This is a genomic window from Agrobacterium sp. Azo12 (assembly GCF_029193765.2).
GTDB lineage: Bacteria > Pseudomonadota > Alphaproteobacteria > Rhizobiales > Rhizobiaceae > Agrobacterium.
Genome location: NZ_JARFYO020000001.1, coordinates 734,544 through 750,202 on the forward strand (window position 1 = coordinate 734,544; position 15,659 = coordinate 750,202).

Sequence of the window (15,659 nt, forward strand, 5' to 3'; positions counted from 1 at the left end):
TCGAGGATTTTACGGAATGTTGCTGCGGATATCCCTGGATTGATCAGCAATTTGTGCAGGCAAGCGTCGTACCAGCACGCTGACGGAAGAAGTCTTCCCGCGAAATATTCACCGTCTTGACCTGCGGCGGCATAACGCTTGGCATGAACATCAGCAATTCATGCGGAATGGTCAGTTCCGAGCGAACGAGAAACGTATTTGCAACGGCAAGGGTGCTTGGAATGGTCACAGCTGCACCCACAGCATAAGGCCGCGAGTCGTCCTGTGCCCAAGACCAGGCGACTGTCGGTTTTGATGACGCATCAATGGAAATGCCAGTAATTTTCAGCTTGAGCCCGGTGATGCCGTAAGGCTCAAAAATGCCGTCGGCAGCATTGATCATGGTTTTCAGATAGGCCTTGTTGACGCTGGTCTGCTGCGTCACGATATCGGCGATTGAGCCGGAGGCACGCGTCGCACGTTTTGCCACGCTCAAACCAATCGTCAGCTCGAAAGACGTGATGTAGACCATCAGCAAAATGGGCACGATAATTGCAAACTCGACGGCACCCATGCCCTCGCGATCTTTCGCCAGTCTTCTGAATATTCCGGAAAAGCTACGTTGTTGCTTCATCGTCCGCTCAATTGAATCGTGGTTCATTCTGGTAGGCCGATGTTGCGACAATCAGAAAATAGGAGGGTACGGAGGCATCCGTCGGGCGAATATTGCTGATATAAGGCCGGATAAGGTCAGTAATGACCTGCCACTTGTAATAGGCGCGCAGCATGTTGATCGTGCCGGGACCGCCCGGTTCGTATTTGAATGCCGACGTGTCGAGATCACCGTTCTTGACGGGCACTGAGCTTGGCATATCGGCAAAATTGGTAAAGGTACGTGCGTCGATAAACAGCTTTTGTGGTGTCTTTGCCTCTGTCGTGGAGCAAGTGATCATGATGGCAATTTCATTGCAGAACAGTTGGCGAAACTGTTCGGCTTCCTTGTCCGTCGTGGAATCGATCTTGTAGGTGATCTGCCCCGTGCGCAATTTGCGCGACATGTTTTCAACAGCATTGGAAACTAGCTGTTCGCCGGTAAAGGCAATGAACGTTTCAACGATCGCGAAGATGATCATGAAGTAGGGAATGGCAAGAATTGCGAATTCTATCGCGGCGGCGCCATCGCTCGATTTCCGCAGTTTTCTGATCTGTCCGAAAAATCTGAATACTGAACGCATGAGGCGTGACTATCTTCATGATGCATGGCGCCTGCCGATGCTCATCAACGGCAATACGCGGTCACGTTAGAAGCTCAATGTTTAAAATATCTTGCGCTGGTCGGAAGAATGCGACGCAAATGTAGCTTTAACGGTCATTTTTTTTGCTGAAATGACCGGTTTCAAAACAAAAAGCCTGCCGTTGATAAAACGGCAGGCTGTGATCGTGTCGTCTGAAACTGGATCAGTCGTGATCGGCTTTCGACAGTACCTCAAGCGTTGGCGTCGAGGTGATGTTGAAGCCGCAGTCGACGTAATGACATTCACCGGTCACGCCACGTGATAGGTTGGACAACAGGTAAAGTGCAGATCCACCAATATCCTCGATGTCGGCCGTGCGACGAAGCGGGGCGTTCTTCTGGTTCCAGGCAAAGATGGCGCGTGCATCGGAAATGCCTGCGCCAGCAAGTGTGCGTACCGGGCCGGCAGAGATCGCGTTGACGCGAATATCGCGCGGACCATAATCCGCAGCCAGATAACGTACAGACGCTTCAAGAGCGGCCTTGGCAACGCCCATGACGTTGTAGTTCGGGATTACACGCTGCGAACCATTATAGGTCAGCGTCAGCATGGAACCGCCATCGGTCATCAGTTCAGCGGCGCGCTTGGCAATTTCCGTAAACGAGAAGCAGGAAATGACCATGGTACGGCTGAAGTTTTCACGCGTCGTATCGGCATAGAGGCCCTTCAGCTCGTTCTTGTCGGAAAAGCCGATGGCGTGAACGACGAAATCGATCTTGCCCCAACGTTCTTTCAAGGTCGCAAAAAGCGCGTCGACAGAAGCAATGTCTTCAACATCGCATGGCACCACGAAATCAGAATTCAGCTCTGCAGCAAGCGGTCTTACGCGCTTGCCCAGTGCTTCGCCCTGATAGGTAAAGGCAAGCTCAGCACCCTGTGCAGAGAGCGCCTTGGAGATACCCCAGGCAATAGAATGGTTGTTGGCCACACCCATGATGAGGCCACGTTTTCCCTGCATGATGCCATTCATGGCTTTTATCCGTTGTAGCGCTGGAATACGAGCGTGGCGTTGGTGCCGCCGAAACCGAAGGAATTGGACAGAACGGTATCGATCTTTGCATTGTCGATACGGCTGCGAACGATCGGCACGCCAGTAAATTCCGGGTCTAGCTCGGAAATATGGGCGCTCTCGCCGATGAAACGCTCCTGCATCATCAACAGGCCATAGATGGATTCCTGTACGCCAGCAGCGCCGAGGGAGTGACCCGTGAGCGACTTGGTGGACTGGATGTGCGGGATGTTGGAACCGAACACTTCGCGGATCGCACCGATTTCCTTGCTGTCGCCAACTGGGGTCGAGGTGCCGTGTGTGTTGATATAGTCAACGTCACCCTTAACGGTCGACAGAGCCTGACGCATGCAGCGGATCGCGCCTTCGCCCGACGGAGCAACCATGTCGTAGCCGTCAGAGGTTGCGCCGTAGCCGACGACTTCCGCGTAAATCTTTGCGCCGCGTGCCTTGGCATGTTCCAGCTCTTCCAGAACCAGAACACCAGCGCCGCCGGCGATAACGAAACCGTCGCGGTTTGCGTCATAAGCGCGAGAAGCCGTTTCAGGTGTGTCGTTGTACTTGGAAGACATCGCGCCCATGGCGTCGAACAGGTTGGACATCGACCAGTCGAGGTCTTCATGACCGCCAGCAAACATGATGTCCTGCTTGCCCCACTGGATCATTTCAGCAGCATTGCCGATGCAGTGTGCGGATGTCGAGCAGGCCGAAGAGATCGAGTAGTTGACGCCGTGGATCTTGAACCAGGTGGCAAGTGTCGCGGACGCTGTTGAAGACATCGCCTTCGGCACGGCGAACGGGCCGATGCGCTTCGGGCTGTTATTCTTCAGCGTGATGTCGGATGCTTCAACGATGGTGCGCGTGGATGGACCGCCGGAACCCATGATGATGCCGGTGCGCTCGTTTTCGCTGATGTCTTTGTCCTCAAGACCGGAATCCGCAATCGCCTGCTTCATGGCAACATGGTTCCATGCACCGCCCTGGCTCAGGAAGCGCATGGCGCGACGATCAACCAGGTCGGTCGGGTCGAGCGAAGGCTTGCCCCATACCTGGCATTTGAAACCGTGTTCGGCGAAATCTGGCGAGAATGAAATGCCGGACTTTGCGCCTCTGAGGGATGCTGTTACCTCTGCGGCATCGCTGCCGATGGAAGAAACAATGCCGAGGCCGGTGACAACTACGCGTCTCATGAACGTGGACCTTTTCTTTAGATTGTCGCTTGGCGGTCAAAATACCGCCGGGCGCCTGTCAGACTCTAACTGCCAGGTTCAGGCAGTCTTTTCTTTCGAAAGACCAACCCGAAGGTCGGATGCCTGGTAAATGGTTTCGCCATCGGCTTTCAGCCAGCCATCTGCGGTGCCCAGTACAAGGCGACCACGCATGACGCGCTTGAAGTCGATGCCGTATTCGAGAAGCTTGGTGTGTGGGCGAACCATGCCCTTGAACTTCACCTCGCCGGTGGAAAGCGCCATGCCTCGGCCTTCTTCGCCCAGCCAGCCAAGGAAGAAACCAGTCAGCTGCCACATGCCATCGAGGCCAAGGCAGCCAGGCATGATTGGGTTGCCCTGGAAATGGCAAGGGAAATACCAGTCGTCGGGGCTGACATCGTAAGCTGCACGAATGTAGCCCTTGTCGAAGGCGCCGCCGGTTTCGGATATTTCAGTAATGCGGTGAACCATAAGCATGGGAGGCAGAGGGAGCTGCGCGTTGCCGGGGCCGAAAAGCTCTCCGCGGCCGCATGCCAGGATTTCCTCGTAATTGTAGCTTGATTGCCTCGTCGTCATGCTCTTTTCCGTTTCCCCAATACTATTCAACTCAAATCTGTCTAGAGCATGTGAGGTTCAAAATGAAGCGTTGCAAGGGGTCGGCGGCGCGTCATCATGATGCATGCAAATAACAAATCCTAATGTTCTTTCCGGTCCGCATACAGGAAGCAGTCCTTATGAACCAGAGAAAAAATCAAAAACACGGCCAATTCACAGGTGTTGCAGCTTCTGCAGGCCATAGAAGCTATTGAAACGTATTCTTGTAAAAGTTATATGCTTTAAGAGATTAACCTGAAATTGGATGGTTTTTAGGAACGGCCTGTATGTCACTAGACGCAAATATCGATATCGGTTCCCGGCTTCGCCGTTATGGCTTGCGCCCGACACGGCAGCGTGTTGCGCTGGGTGACCTGTTGTTTGCCAAGGGTGACCGCCACCTGACAGTCGAAGAACTGCATGAAGAAGCCGTGTTGGCTGGCGTGCCGGTTTCTCTGGCTACGGTCTATAATACGCTTCACCAGTTTACCGAAGCGGGGCTTATCCGTGTGTTGGCGATGGAAGGTGCGCGCACCTATTTCGATACCAACGTGTCTGACCACCACCACTTCTTTGTCGAAGACGACAATGAAGTGCTCGACATCCCGGTCAGCAACATTCAGATCGATAATCTGCCGGAGCCTCCTCCGGGCATGGAAATCGCCCATGTGGATGTTGTTATCAGGCTTCGCCGCACCCGCGATTGAACCGCGAATTTTCGACTTTCTTGTCTTTATTATAGAACGTCTTCCGGCGGTCGGCCTGGACGTGTGCGATAACGCGGGAAAGTCCAGCCGAAAATCAACGCGCCGCTTCTGATCGCAAAGGCCGTCGTCACGCCGGCGGCTGATGCAGCATAAAGCGGAAAGCCCATGGCATTGGCTGCTGTGAAAACGCAGGCGCCTGCCAGTGCGCAGGTTATATAGACCTCAGGGCGCAGCAACACAGATGGTTCTCCCGCAAGAAGATCACGCAAGATGCCGCCGAATGTTGCGGTCAGTGTGCCGGTAACAATGGCAACGGTCGGTGAGCCGGTGGCGGCAAGGCCCTTGGCGGCGCCCATCACGCAATAGGCCGACAGACCGATGGCATCTAGCCAGATCAGTAGACGGTACCGTGACTCGAACAAGTGCGCGGTAAAAAACACCAGGACAGCCACCGAGACACAAACGAGAATGTATGTCGGGTTGAGGACCCAGAAGACCGGAGCGCGACCAAGGACCAGATCCCGCAACGTGCCGCCGCCAATACCTGTTACGGCAGCCAGAAACATGAAGCCGATAAAGTCGAGCTGTTTGCGGGATGCGGCAAGAGCGCCCGTCGCGGCAAACACGGCAACGCCTGCATAATCAAGAAAACCGAGCAGGGTCATGCAATTTACCTCGAATTCAGCAAAACGGCGTCAGTGTCACGCAAGCACAATGGCTTAATTTCTTGGGCCAAGCTTCGCAGACATCCATAGCGGAAAGCAATGCAAAGGAAAATGCCGTGAGATTGCCAATCGTAATCCTGCTTCAGTTGTTATTCATGTTGCCCTTTTTTTCGCAAGGTGCGTTGGCGCAGCAGGAATTGGTGCGGGATCCTGCCGAATATGAAAAGGCCCATTTCAGCAAGGTCTGCGAGAAGGTGGAGTTTGGGGATGACTTTATTGCGCAACTGGACATCAACAATGATGGCCTGATGGATGTGGTTACCAATCACGGCGCAATCACCTGCGACGGTGAGAAGGGCATGAACTGCACCGACGAAGGTTGCCCCTACAACTTCTATGTCCAGGTGCAGGAAGGCGGTCATATCATGATCGCAACGGCACAGCTCTACAGCTATGACTTCATCAAGCGTTTCGGAAACATGGTCTTCGTATTCAAGATGCATCCAAAATATTGCGAACGCACAGATGAGCGCCAGTGCGAGATGACGGTTCGCGTGCGCGGCACCCGTTTTGTGACTATTTCCAAGAACTGATCCGGTTGCATCCGCTTCAGGGTGTAGGCATCTTTCTTATTGTCACGCGCTGATTGTAACGATGCCGCAGTGAGCGCGGCATCAGCATGGTGATGAAGGCCAGTAGCGTGACGATAGCGGCAACGATCCAAAGGGACGCATAGTCCATATACGCCCCGACAACAGCACCGCATAAAGCCCCGCTCAACATGCCAAGCCACGGTACAATTTGGATGGTCCAATCCATCTTGCGCTCACCGATCAGCCAGCGGCCAATGCCACGCCCGAAGCGGGACAGCGCCCCGGTCACATAGGTCAGCCCGATCGGCAGGCCCTCGACATGCTCGACGGCGGCATTGATCATGCCCATGGCCAGAACCACCAAATAGAATTGTACAAGCGGCAGTTCACTGGTCGGCATGACCGAGGCGACGGCCAATGTTGCACCAACTGCGGCAAGCACCGCAAAGATGCGGTTGTCGGCCCTGTGCGCAATGACAATCCCCACCGCATTTCCCAGCACAAAGGTGGCAATAGCCCCCAACAGTTTCAGGGCATGGCCCCAGTTACCGTCCTGCAATGACATGGCTGCCCGTGTTGTGTTGCCTGTCATGAAGGAGACGAAGTCGCCGGACATGCGAAGGCCTATGGCGTCCGTCATGCCGGCGATAAAGGAAAGGGTGGCGACAAGGGCAATACCCATGCCGGTGCGTTTGGCCTTGATAAGAGAGCGGCGTCTTTGTCGTGTCATGATCTGCTCGACTGCGAATAGGTTTCGCGGGCCGGCGAGCCGTGGTGATGCGCGGGTCGGGTCCGACTCAAAATAGAGTGCTTGAGCTTTTGTTGTAGGCTTATTCCCCTGATCACTGCAACTTTACAACGCAGCTTCCCCGCTCAATCCGCTTTGTACGCGAGGGACAAGGTCGCAATGTACCTTGCCTGCGGTTGTGGTCGCGCTACACCAATTTGTGATTTTCACATGGGCTTGTGGGCAAATCCCCGTAGGTCAAGGTCCTGCTTCGTACAAAAACATCCAAAAAGTACAAGACTCTGCAAATCGGTAAATATATAGTTGCCAAACGTACTCATGTTTATTATCGGACTGCTATGAAAGAGAGCCGGGGCATCCTCGCTCAATTGAGCCAAAGGCTTGACGGTATTCATGGGTGCTCTTTTTTTACGGTAGACCGGGAAACCAATATCATGCTCGCCGAAACGTCCATCACCTCATCTGCTACAAGCGCGCGACGCAGCAATACATGCATTGCGTCTTTTTACGCTGTCGCTTTAGCAGCTATTATGACTGCGGGTAGTGTCACGGCGCAGACTCAGGCTCCTTCTGTAAGTTCTGAACAACCGGCAGCTGTCCAGGCACCTGCAGCGACCACCGCCCCGGTATCGCCGGCGCCGGCAACATCGACCCAGCAAAATCCTGCACAAGCAATTCCGGTTCAGGCGGCTCCTACAACACCGGCAGCGACACCTGCACCGCAGGCCGCCGAGCCATCAACCAACGCGCCAGCAACTGGCAGCGAACAGACACCACCTGCTGCTACACCTGCGCCGAATGCGGCCCAGACAGCTCCCGCACAACAGCCAGCGGCTGCTCCGCAGTCCGAGCCAGCAGCGCAGGAACCAGAAGCTGCGCCAGCAGAACCTGAGCAGCCCGCTACCATGCTGGAGCAGATTTTCCAGAGCCCAGGCGAACGCTCCGACATTCCGCACGACCTGTCGCCTGTCGGCATGTTCATGGCAGCGGACTGGGTGGTCAAGGCGGTTATGATCGGGCTCGCTTTCGCATCGATCGTCACTTGGACCGTTGGTTTTGCCAAGATTATCGAACTGGCCGGTGCGCGCGTGCGCGTTGGCGCCGCCTTGCGCATTGTTCGTCGTGCCCGTTCGCTGGAGGAAGCTGTTCAGGCGGTTGAAAACAAGGGCGGCCCTGCAGCATTGATGCTGAAGGTGGCATCGTTCGAAACGAAGGTCTCCGATCCGGTTGTAGAACACACCGATGGTGCCGGCATCAAGGAGCGGGTGGCCTCTGCCCTGTCGCGTATTGAAAGCCACGGCGGGCGCCGCATGTCGCGCGGTACGGGTGTACTGGCGACCATTGGTTCCACCGCACCGTTTGTCGGTCTGTTTGGCACGGTCTGGGGCATCATGAACTCGTTCATCAGCATCTCGGAATCGCAGACCACCAACCTTGCCGTTGTGGCACCGGGTATCGCTGAAGCTCTGCTGGCAACTGCGATCGGTCTTGTCGCCGCTATTCCTGCTGTTGTGATCTATAACGTGTTTGCCCGTTCGATTACCGGTTATCGCCACCTGCTGGCAGACGTTGCGGCAGGTGTCGAGCGTCTCGTTAGCCGTGATCTCGATTTCCGTCGCGTGCCCCCCAGCGACAACAAAACTTCCGTTTCGCTTGTTGGGAGATAAGGGCTATGGCTGGCGGTATTCGTGAAGAAAGCGGCGACGATCTCTCCGAAAACCATGAGATCAATGTCACGCCATTTATCGACGTCATGCTGGTGCTGCTCATCATCTTCATGGTGGCAGCACCTCTGGCTACGGTCGACGTCAATGTTGACCTGCCGGCCTCGACGGCCAAACCTGCAGAGCGTCCCGATGAACCGATCTATCTGACGGTGAAGGAAGACTTGAGCCTTAATCTTGGCAATGATCCCGTCGAAAAGGACAATCTTGCCTCGATGCTGGATGGCAAGACGCAGGGCAACAAGGATGCCCGCATTTTTCTGCGCGCAGACAAAACTGTCGATTACGGGCAGTTCATGGAAGTCATGAATGCACTGCGTGATGCGGGTTATCTCAAGATCGCATTGGTCGGGCTTGAAACATTGCCCGCACCGGTTTCTCAAACGGCGCCGGGTGAAACCGGAACTGCGCCAAACGCTGGAACAACGGGAACGGCTCAATGACAACGCTCCGTCAGCCGCAGGCAAGACATTCCAGAGTAGGAGAAATCCTGGTCTGGTCTTTCGCTGCCGTCGTTGTGCTTTCGGCACATGCAGGGCTTGCGGCACTGCTGTTGCTGGAACCAGTACCGACTGCGGCACAGGATGCGCCTCCGGCAGCAATCATGATTGAAATGGCTGCCCTGCCAGAATCGGTTGATACGACGGAAAATGTCATCAATCCCGATACGGCTGAAGCAGAAGATATCAAGAGTGACACGGTAGAACCAGTCGAAGAAGTGACCGAGGTTCCTCCGCCCCCTGAGCCGCAACCTGAGCCAGAGCCTGTTGTCGAGGAAACACCACCTGAGCCGGTAGAAGAGGTTGCAGAACCTCTGCCGGAAGAACTGCCGGAACCGATCGAAGAAATTGATCCAATTCAGCAGGAAATGGTTGCTGCACTTGAAAATGTGGAAGTACCGTTGCCGGTCAGCCGTCCGCCGCCACCTGTTGAAAAGAAGGCTGAAGTAAAGAAGGTCGAAGACAAGAAAAAGAAGCCTGATACGCAGCCTAAAAAACCGCCGCCAGCTTCAAAGTCCTCGCAGATGGCCAAGGTCGATGCGACCGAGTCCAATCGGACAGCGGCCCAGAAGACCAGTGTTGGTTCATCCTCGTCTTCCGTCTCACCTGCCCGTTGGCAGAACCGAGTAATGGCGCATCTCGAGCGTCGCAAGCGTTACCCGTCAGATGCTCGCTCCCGCAAGGAACAGGGAACGGCCTATGTGCGGTTCCAGATTGATGAGGGCGGCAATGTCCTGTCGGTTTCGCTGTCGCGTTCTTCCGGTTCTGCTGCACTGGACGAAGAAGTCGTTTCCATGGTCCGTCGTGCCTCACCGGTTCCGGCCCCGCCACCTGGCGTCAGCAAGACGATTGTCGCACCGGTCCAGTTCACCATTCGCTGAGTGGTGAACTGCATTTACAACGGATGATCCCGAATGCTTGTCTGGTCATGACAAGGGTAGCTTGCTATCGCTTGTCATGACGTGCTTTTCCGTAGACGTTTGTTTGCGGTGCAGTTGAGAAAAGGCCAGCATTTTATGAAGTTCAGTATTTCCGATGCGGAAGATTTTGTTTCCGATATTTTTGGACAGAATGGTGTGATTTCCACCAGCGCCCGCTCTACCGCAAAAGCGCTTGTTGCAGCAGAAGCTGCCGGGCAGGGCGGTCACGGGTTCAGACGCATTCCGGCCTATGTCAAACAGACACGCGCTGGCAAGGTTGACGGCAAGGCTGTCGTGACAACGAGACGTTTGAAACCGGGCGTTCTGGCCATTGATGCCGCTCATGGCTATGCCTATCCGGCGCTGGATGCAGCGGTTGCGGAACTGCCAGCTATCGCCAGGGAGCAGGGCATTGCCTTGGCTGCCATTTCGCGCTCACACCACGCCGGTGTCATGGCCCTGACGGTCGAACGTTTTGCCGAGCAGGGTCTGGTGGCACTGATGGTCGCCAATGCTCCCGCGGCAATTGCACCATGGGGTGGCACCAAACCACTATTTGGCACCAACCCGATTGCCTTTGCAGCGCCGGTTTCCGGTCAGGACCCCTTGGTCATCGATCTGGCACTGTCCAAAGTGGCGCGCGGAAAGGTCATGGCCGCCCGGCAGAAAGGCGTAAAAATCCCCGAGGGCTGGGCGCTTGATATCGATGGCAAACCAACGACCGATGCAGAGGCGGCAATGGCGGGCACCATGATCCCGGCGGGTGACGCAAAGGGGGCAGCACTCGCCTTCATGGTGGAGATTATGGCGGCAGGTCTAACCGGGGGGGACTTTGCATTTGAATCGCCATCGCTGTTTGATGAAAAGAGCCGTTCTGTTGCGCTGGGTCACACCATCATCGCCATTGATCCGTCGGTGACGGCCGGAGATATGTTTACCCGCCGTCTGGCAATGTTTGCCGCAGAGATCGAGGCGCAACCGGAGGCACGTTTGCCGGGGCGGCGCAGTCAAGGAAACCGCAAGCGCGCATATGATGACGGTATCATCATTGAAACTGACATTCTGGAAGAGATCGCCGCGCTCTGATCTGTTAAGTGCTGTTTGCAAAAACTAGGCGGCCTGGTGAGGCAATCATTCACCTCACCAGGCCGTCAACCGCAAGTGCGATCCGCCACCGGGTAAACCCGGCCACTGCGGTTACGTATGGCACCGAAGACGTCATCGCCTCGAAACACCACACGGGCTGCGCTGCAAACGCAAAACTTGGCAGCGAAGATAAAACATCCCTCCCCAAAGTGGTTCCCCAATGCGGGGTGGAGGGCATCCGATACGAAAACTAAAGCATGCTCACCGAACACAACTAACCGTTTTGGGGTAGGCACATGCAATAAGCAGAGAAAACGGCTATTTTCCGCTAATACAACGGGGTTGAGCGGAAAATACTTTTGTCGCGGATCAGATGTCGCGCTCGATAATACCCTTAAGCAGAGCTATACTGATAGCGTGCAACAGATTGTTCGCGCCAAGCTTTTGACGTGCACTCGCAAGTGCCGCCTGAATTTCATCTTCCGATTTTTCAAGATTTTTGGCGATAATCGAAGGGTGAGTGCCCTCCGCCGCCATGGTGAGATAGGTTTTTTCACAGTCGGTCAGCGTTTCAGGGCGTGCAAAATCGCCCGCATGCTGTTTATGCGGAGACATGGTCATTCTTTTCAATACCATTCTGACAAACATGCTCATCGCCCGCTTGGGCGGGTCGGTGGTTTTGTCGTTATTCCAAGAATTAGGAAGCATGCTGCCAAATGCAGCACAACTTCAGCGACTGTCATGAGTGAAAAGGCACGGCGCTACGTTGCGTCCGGTCATTCAGTTGCGGAGCCTAATATACAGAGGGAGATGGGAAATATATAACCTCAGGCGCCAAAAAATGTACACTAAAGACATTTTTTAGTAATGTGTTGTCCCAATTTGGGTCAATTCACTGAATTTCCTGATTTTTATCGAACATGTCAAGCAACTTTACGATGTTTTGCTGCGTCAAAGCGGGTTGTGTTATTCAAAAATTTCGTGACGTACTTTCGCGCAGGGCTTTTGGGGTCATGCCAAACCAGCGCGACACCGATCGCGAAAAGGCACTTGGCGCCGAATAACCCAGTCGGTAACAAATGTCCGCAATAGGTAATTCGCTTTCGGTCAGAAGTGTATGGCTGGCTTCACGCCTGACCTCGTCCCGCAATGTGTTGAGGTTGGTCCCGGCTTCCGCAAGCCGCCGCTGGAATGTACGGGCCGACAGGCTGAAGTAGGGTGATATCTCCTCAAGAGAAATATCGCGCTCATTCATGCGCATCTGCATGTAACGCCGAACCTGACTGACAAAGTTCTGCTCGGATAAAGATGAAATTTCCGGCCGCATGGCCCGACACTGCAAATCCATCAGCGTAAACAGGCGAATATCACCTTTGGGGTTCACCGCGTCCAGTAGATGTACCGGCACATGTACGCGGTTGATACGCCGTGAATATTCGATGTGTTTGGAGAAAGCTTTTTTGAAAAGGTTGGTGTTTTTGGGCTTAGGCCGTTCCAACTCGACCAGAAGAGTGTCAATTTCGTCGCCAGTAATCTGCCGCAACCGGTTAAACGCCATCGCGAGCGACATATCGGTATATTGGTCGCGTTTGGCAATCACAGGCGCAAAAGTCCACGAGAGACTGGCAAACTTCTCGCCAAACTCCAGCTGTGTATCGCTGGCATTGGTCGCGTAATAGAGATGTTCGTCCACGAATTTCAGGTAATCGCGCACAGTTGGTGCACTCATCAGGCCATAACCGAATGGGCCAGTTGCACCAGGGGTGAGAAAACCCGCACACTGCAAACCAAATGTGTCATCATCCGCCAGCGTCGCGCAGGTCTCCAGAAGACGGCACAGGCGATCGAGACTGACACGTGCTGTCATACTCTGCAAAACGTCAGGATCAATGTCCAAGGACTTAGCAATCGGCTTGATATCGATGCCACAGGATTGCGCATAGCCGGAAATAGCCGATCCTAAACCGGCCACAATCGTTATCTCGTCTATGAGCCTTGGATGGGGCATAGCACAATTGGCGTGTAATGTTTAACAAACGTCGCCAAATGGTAATCGCGATATTGCTAGATGTCGAGTGGTTTTGAAATTTTCTTTCGCGAAGTGCCCTGAATTTCACCGGCTTGCACTCAAGCTGTTTTGAGGACTGAAGAAGGCCTTTGAGATTTATCTCTGACGGTAGTTTTCCAGCATTCGAATGAGAGCTTGCCCAGCCGTTTCAAGATTGCCGCTATTGTCGATCGTGGCAACATTAAAGTTGGGGGGGATGTCAAAAACACTGCGTTGCAGCCGCAAGAGAATGTCGGCCTTGCTTTCACGGCCGCGTTTCTCGAGCCGTTCCGCCAAAACCTCCGTCCGCGCCGTAATGTTGATGACCTGCAGACGAGCAAAGGCTGACTGGAAATCGGGCAGGGTAGAGCGCGATCCGTTGACGATGACAAGATCGCCCTTCTCCAACTGCGAAAACACGTCAGCCGGAACACCGTAGCTCAGGCCGTGGGCTTTCCAGCACACGGCAAACTTATCCTGCGCCTCAAGCGCCGCAAATTCATCTGATGTGACGCTGTCGTGATCCTCACCACCCGCATCCTTGCTGCGGGTAATGACCCGGCGCACGAAGTGCACATCCGCGCAGCCTTGAAAATGCTGCGCGGCCAGCGCCAGCAAGCTATCCTTGCCGGCACCGCTGGGGCCGACCACGGCAACCAAAGTGCCGTGTCTGCCTTGTGTCATGGACTGGGCGGTAGGGTCGATGTCCATCAGGCGACGCGACGTCCGTGACGCCAGACGGAACGAACCACTGGTACGCCTTCTTCGCGGTGTACACGTACCAGATCGGCGCGCAGGCCGGTGCGTATAGCGCCACGGTCATCAAGGCTGACAGAGCGGGCTGGATTGGTTGTCACGAATGCAAGTGCCTGTGGCAACGATATGCTTTCTACCGAATCTGCGATGATAAACGGCGCGTATAGCAGGCTGAATGGAACGTAATCGGATGACAACACATCGAGTACACCCAGCTCTGCCAGATCCTTGGCGGCAATATTTCCGGAGTGGGACTGTCCGCGCACAATGTTCGGCGCACCCATCAGCACGCTCATGCCGGCCTCGTGCGAGGCGCGGGCGGCTTCGATGCTGGTTGGGAATTCCGCAACCTTGACACCATGGGCGATAGCTTCCTGCACATGTTCGGTAGTGGCATCGTCATGGCTGGCGACAGTAATGCCGCGTTCTGCACAGCGCGCCGCCAGATAGTCACGATGTGGGGCGGAATATTGCGCCGATGCCGATTTGCGACGTTCGACAAAACGGGCAAATGCCTCATCGCTTAGGCCACGCTTCTTCTGGTAGTAGAGGATATACTGATCGAGCGACTGGAACTGGCGCTGGCCCGGGGAGTGGTCCATCAACGAAATCAGCTTCACATTCGGATCGTTTTCGAAATCCTCGAAATGTTCCAGCACGTCGGATGACGCCACTTCGCAGCGCAGGTGCAGAAGGTGCTCGGCGCGCAGGCGGTTCTGGCCAGCGGCTTGTTCAATGGCATCAGCCATTTCACGCATCTCGCCTTTTTTGAAACCACCATCCTCGTCGGAGCCAAGGCGCAGGCAGTCAAACACCGTGGTGATGCCGGAGGCCGCAACCTGTGCATCATGGGCCTGCACGGCGGCTGTTTTGTTCCAGGTTACGCCTGGACGTGGCGAATAGTGCTGCTCCAGATGGTCGGTGTGGAGTTCAACGAGGCCGGGGATGAGGTAATCGCCTTCGAAATCCTCACCGGTTGTAGAAGGGCCAGCGCTGATATCAGCGATAAGCCCATTACGGATCAGGACCGAACCTGAAATGATGTCGTCTTCAAGGACGATACGGGCGTTGGAAAGAACCTGTTCGGAACGCATTGCTGGTGTCTTTCTATCGGTTGGCAAGCGAGTGCCAGGAGTGAACTTTAAAAGGCTCTCCACGCTGTTCTTCAACAAAAAGCGCAAGGCCGGTAATTGGGAGTGGACGGTTGATAAATTCTGAAAAATGCCCGTTGAGCGCTGAATGAATATCAGGGCGATCCGGCTCTTCGGTTGGACCGGTCAGGGTCATGTGGAAGCGAAATTCTTCCATCACATGCGGGTAACCCCACAGCATGAGATTGTCGCGCTGCTTGGGTGTGAGATTTTGTGGGCGGCGACGGGCGATGTCGGAGTCAGAAAGCGGTGCGCGGAATTCATCGAAAAAATCGACGATATCAGCGGCAAAATCCTGCAATGGCCCGTGCACGGAATGCGGGACAAGCGCGAAAAACGGGCCGAGCTGACCAACCACGATCTGCGGAATATCAAATGCCGTGCGCGTTTCAGCGAAGTTTTTGACAGCAGCAATCAATTGCGCTTCGGTCTTTTTTTCCGACAGCTCGAATGGCGCTTTCAGCGTGGCGTGAAAACCGTAACGTCGTGGCTCGGCCGTCAGCTCTTCGCGCGCTTCATTGTCGGCGTGGATCTCACCGGTGAAGGGATCTCGCCCCAACCAACGGGCTGCGGCAAGGTTCAAAGGGTGTGTCTGCGGAGGTGTGAAATAAACAGCGTATCGCACTGTGGGATCTTTCAAACATCATGGGAACTACAGCGAACCTCATTTGAAGCCA

18 protein-coding genes are annotated in these 15,659 nt (G+C 54.8%); 6 read left to right on the forward strand and 12 right to left on the reverse strand.

From position 1 onward, the window contains the following. Nucleotides 1–43: 43 nt before the first annotated feature. The 5 genes from PYL13_RS03290 to fabA all read right to left on the reverse strand — a co-directional run bounded on the left by PYL13_RS03290 (nt 44) and on the right by fabA (nt 4,067). The gene (locus PYL13_RS03290) at nt 44–613 is read right to left on the reverse strand and encodes a TadE/TadG family type IV pilus assembly protein (RefSeq protein ID WP_275640481.1); all 570 of its coding nucleotides are present in this window, start codon (nt 611–613) and stop codon (nt 44–46) included. A 7-nt stretch (nt 614–620) separates the two neighbouring features. After that, complete coding sequence (locus tag PYL13_RS03295; RefSeq protein ID WP_192486851.1) at nt 621–1,214, reverse strand: TadE/TadG family type IV pilus assembly protein; 594 nt, start codon at nt 1,212–1,214, stop codon at nt 621–623. 223 nt (nt 1,215–1,437) lie between these two features. After that, nucleotides 1,438–2,244, reverse strand: coding sequence for an enoyl-ACP reductase FabI (fabI, locus tag PYL13_RS03300; RefSeq protein WP_192486852.1), 807 nt, complete (start codon nt 2,242–2,244; stop codon nt 1,438–1,440). A gap of 5 nt (nt 2,245–2,249) precedes the next feature. Continuing rightward, nucleotides 2,250–3,473 carry a beta-ketoacyl-ACP synthase I gene (fabB, locus tag PYL13_RS03305; protein ID WP_275640482.1) on the reverse strand — a complete coding sequence of 408 codons (1,224 nt, stop codon included), beginning with the start codon at nt 3,471–3,473 and terminating at the stop codon, nt 2,250–2,252. 78 nt (nt 3,474–3,551) lie between these two features. Then, on the reverse strand, nt 3,552–4,067 hold the full coding sequence (gene fabA, locus PYL13_RS03310) for a 3-hydroxyacyl-[acyl-carrier-protein] dehydratase FabA (RefSeq protein WP_259147709.1): 516 nt from the start codon (nt 4,065–4,067) through the stop codon (nt 3,552–3,554). Between the two features lie 305 nt (nt 4,068–4,372). On the opposite strand from fabA, the gene irrA reads away from it, so the two are divergent. After that, the gene (gene irrA / locus PYL13_RS03315) at nt 4,373–4,792 is read left to right on the forward strand and encodes an iron response transcriptional regulator IrrA (protein WP_192486855.1); all 420 of its coding nucleotides are present in this window, start codon (nt 4,373–4,375) and stop codon (nt 4,790–4,792) included. A gap of 29 nt (nt 4,793–4,821) precedes the next feature. On the opposite strand, the gene PYL13_RS03320 is transcribed toward irrA, so the two are convergent. Next, nucleotides 4,822–5,457, reverse strand: a complete 636-nt coding sequence (locus tag PYL13_RS03320; protein ID WP_250983461.1) for a trimeric intracellular cation channel family protein — start codon at nt 5,455–5,457, stop codon at nt 4,822–4,824. Nucleotides 5,458–5,573: 116 nt separating this feature from the next. On the opposite strand from PYL13_RS03320, the gene PYL13_RS03325 reads away from it, so the two are divergent. Further along, nucleotides 5,574–6,050 (forward strand): hypothetical protein, encoded by a 477-nt coding sequence (locus PYL13_RS03325; protein ID WP_441296617.1) that lies wholly within the window; start codon nt 5,574–5,576, stop codon nt 6,048–6,050. Nucleotides 6,051–6,066: 16 nt separating this feature from the next. On the opposite strand, the gene PYL13_RS03330 is transcribed toward PYL13_RS03325, so the two are convergent. Continuing rightward, on the reverse strand, nt 6,067–6,780 hold the full coding sequence (locus PYL13_RS03330; RefSeq protein ID WP_275640483.1) for a YoaK family protein: 714 nt from the start codon (nt 6,778–6,780) through the stop codon (nt 6,067–6,069). Between the two features lie 548 nt (nt 6,781–7,328). Here PYL13_RS03330 and exbB point away from each other — a divergent pair. From exbB to PYL13_RS03350, 4 genes are all read left to right on the forward strand, one after another. Next, complete coding sequence (exbB, locus tag PYL13_RS03335) at nt 7,329–8,465, forward strand: tonB-system energizer ExbB (RefSeq protein ID WP_275640484.1); 1,137 nt, start codon at nt 7,329–7,331, stop codon at nt 8,463–8,465. A gap of 5 nt (nt 8,466–8,470) precedes the next feature. Further along, entirely contained in the window at nt 8,471–8,965 is a 495-nt protein-coding gene (gene exbD / locus PYL13_RS03340) for a TonB system transport protein ExbD (RefSeq protein ID WP_275640485.1), read from the forward strand. Further along, nucleotides 8,962–9,903: an energy transducer TonB family protein gene (locus PYL13_RS03345; protein WP_275640486.1), complete on the forward strand. Its 942-nt coding sequence runs from the start codon at nt 8,962–8,964 to the stop codon at nt 9,901–9,903. Before exbD ends, PYL13_RS03345 begins: the two co-directional genes overlap by 4 nt. Nucleotides 9,904–10,038: 135 nt before the next feature. Continuing rightward, entirely contained in the window at nt 10,039–11,028 is a 990-nt protein-coding gene (locus PYL13_RS03350) for an Ldh family oxidoreductase (RefSeq protein WP_275640487.1), read from the forward strand. A 369-nt stretch (nt 11,029–11,397) separates the two neighbouring features. Here the strand turns inward: PYL13_RS03350 and PYL13_RS03355 are convergent, their stop codons facing one another. The 5 genes from PYL13_RS03355 to PYL13_RS03375 form a co-directional block, all read right to left on the reverse strand. Next, a complete protein-coding gene (locus PYL13_RS03355; RefSeq protein ID WP_250983466.1) occupies nt 11,398–11,736 on the reverse strand; it encodes a helix-turn-helix transcriptional regulator in 339 nt (112 codons plus the stop codon). A gap of 262 nt (nt 11,737–11,998) precedes the next feature. Continuing rightward, the gene (locus PYL13_RS03360) at nt 11,999–13,036 is read right to left on the reverse strand and encodes an AraC family transcriptional regulator (RefSeq protein WP_250983467.1); all 1,038 of its coding nucleotides are present in this window, start codon (nt 13,034–13,036) and stop codon (nt 11,999–12,001) included. 156 nt (nt 13,037–13,192) lie between these two features. Then, a complete protein-coding gene (gene phnN / locus PYL13_RS03365) occupies nt 13,193–13,786 on the reverse strand; it encodes a phosphonate metabolism protein/1,5-bisphosphokinase (PRPP-forming) PhnN (RefSeq protein ID WP_250983468.1) in 594 nt (197 codons plus the stop codon). Beyond that, on the reverse strand, nt 13,786–14,925 hold the full coding sequence (locus tag PYL13_RS03370; RefSeq protein ID WP_275640488.1) for an alpha-D-ribose 1-methylphosphonate 5-triphosphate diphosphatase: 1,140 nt from the start codon (nt 14,923–14,925) through the stop codon (nt 13,786–13,788). The genes phnN and PYL13_RS03370 overlap by 1 nt, the downstream gene beginning before the upstream one ends. Nucleotides 14,926–14,938: 13 nt before the next feature. Beyond that, nucleotides 14,939–15,607 carry a DUF1045 domain-containing protein gene (locus PYL13_RS03375; protein WP_275640489.1) on the reverse strand — a complete coding sequence of 223 codons (669 nt, stop codon included), beginning with the start codon at nt 15,605–15,607 and terminating at the stop codon, nt 14,939–14,941. Between the last annotated feature and the right edge of the window lie 52 nt (nt 15,608–15,659).

Excerpts from the sequence above, each read along its gene's own strand:
- PYL13_RS03350 (WP_275640487.1), top strand. The coding sequence starts at position 10,039 with ATGAAGTTCAGTATTTCCGATGCGGAAGATTTTGTTTCCGATATTTTT.
- PYL13_RS03290 (WP_275640481.1), bottom strand. The coding sequence starts at position 613 with ATGAAGCAACAACGTAGCTTTTCCGGAATATTCAGAAGACTGGCGAAA.
- PYL13_RS03370 (WP_275640488.1), bottom strand. The coding sequence starts at position 14,925 with ATGCGTTCCGAACAGGTTCTTTCCAACGCCCGTATCGTCCTTGAAGAC.
- PYL13_RS03330 (WP_275640483.1), bottom strand. The coding sequence starts at position 6,780 with ATGACACGACAAAGACGCCGCTCTCTTATCAAGGCCAAACGCACCGGC.
- PYL13_RS03295 (WP_192486851.1), bottom strand. The coding sequence starts at position 1,214 with ATGCGTTCAGTATTCAGATTTTTCGGACAGATCAGAAAACTGCGGAAA.
- PYL13_RS03320 (WP_250983461.1), bottom strand. The coding sequence starts at position 5,457 with ATGACCCTGCTCGGTTTTCTTGATTATGCAGGCGTTGCCGTGTTTGCC.
- phnN (WP_250983468.1), bottom strand. The coding sequence starts at position 13,786 with ATGGACATCGACCCTACCGCCCAGTCCATGACACAAGGCAGACACGGC.
- exbD (WP_275640485.1), top strand. The coding sequence starts at position 8,471 with ATGGCTGGCGGTATTCGTGAAGAAAGCGGCGACGATCTCTCCGAAAAC.
- exbB (WP_275640484.1), top strand. The coding sequence starts at position 7,329 with ATGACTGCGGGTAGTGTCACGGCGCAGACTCAGGCTCCTTCTGTAAGT.
- PYL13_RS03355 (WP_250983466.1), bottom strand. The coding sequence starts at position 11,736 with ATGCTTCCTAATTCTTGGAATAACGACAAAACCACCGACCCGCCCAAG.
- PYL13_RS03360 (WP_250983467.1), bottom strand. The coding sequence starts at position 13,036 with ATGCCCCATCCAAGGCTCATAGACGAGATAACGATTGTGGCCGGTTTA.
- irrA (WP_192486855.1), top strand. The coding sequence starts at position 4,373 with ATGTCACTAGACGCAAATATCGATATCGGTTCCCGGCTTCGCCGTTAT.
- fabI (WP_192486852.1), bottom strand. The coding sequence starts at position 2,244 with ATGAATGGCATCATGCAGGGAAAACGTGGCCTCATCATGGGTGTGGCC.
- fabA (WP_259147709.1), bottom strand. The coding sequence starts at position 4,067 with ATGACGACGAGGCAATCAAGCTACAATTACGAGGAAATCCTGGCATGC.
- PYL13_RS03345 (WP_275640486.1), top strand. The coding sequence starts at position 8,962 with ATGACAACGCTCCGTCAGCCGCAGGCAAGACATTCCAGAGTAGGAGAA.
- fabB (WP_275640482.1), bottom strand. The coding sequence starts at position 3,473 with ATGAGACGCGTAGTTGTCACCGGCCTCGGCATTGTTTCTTCCATCGGC.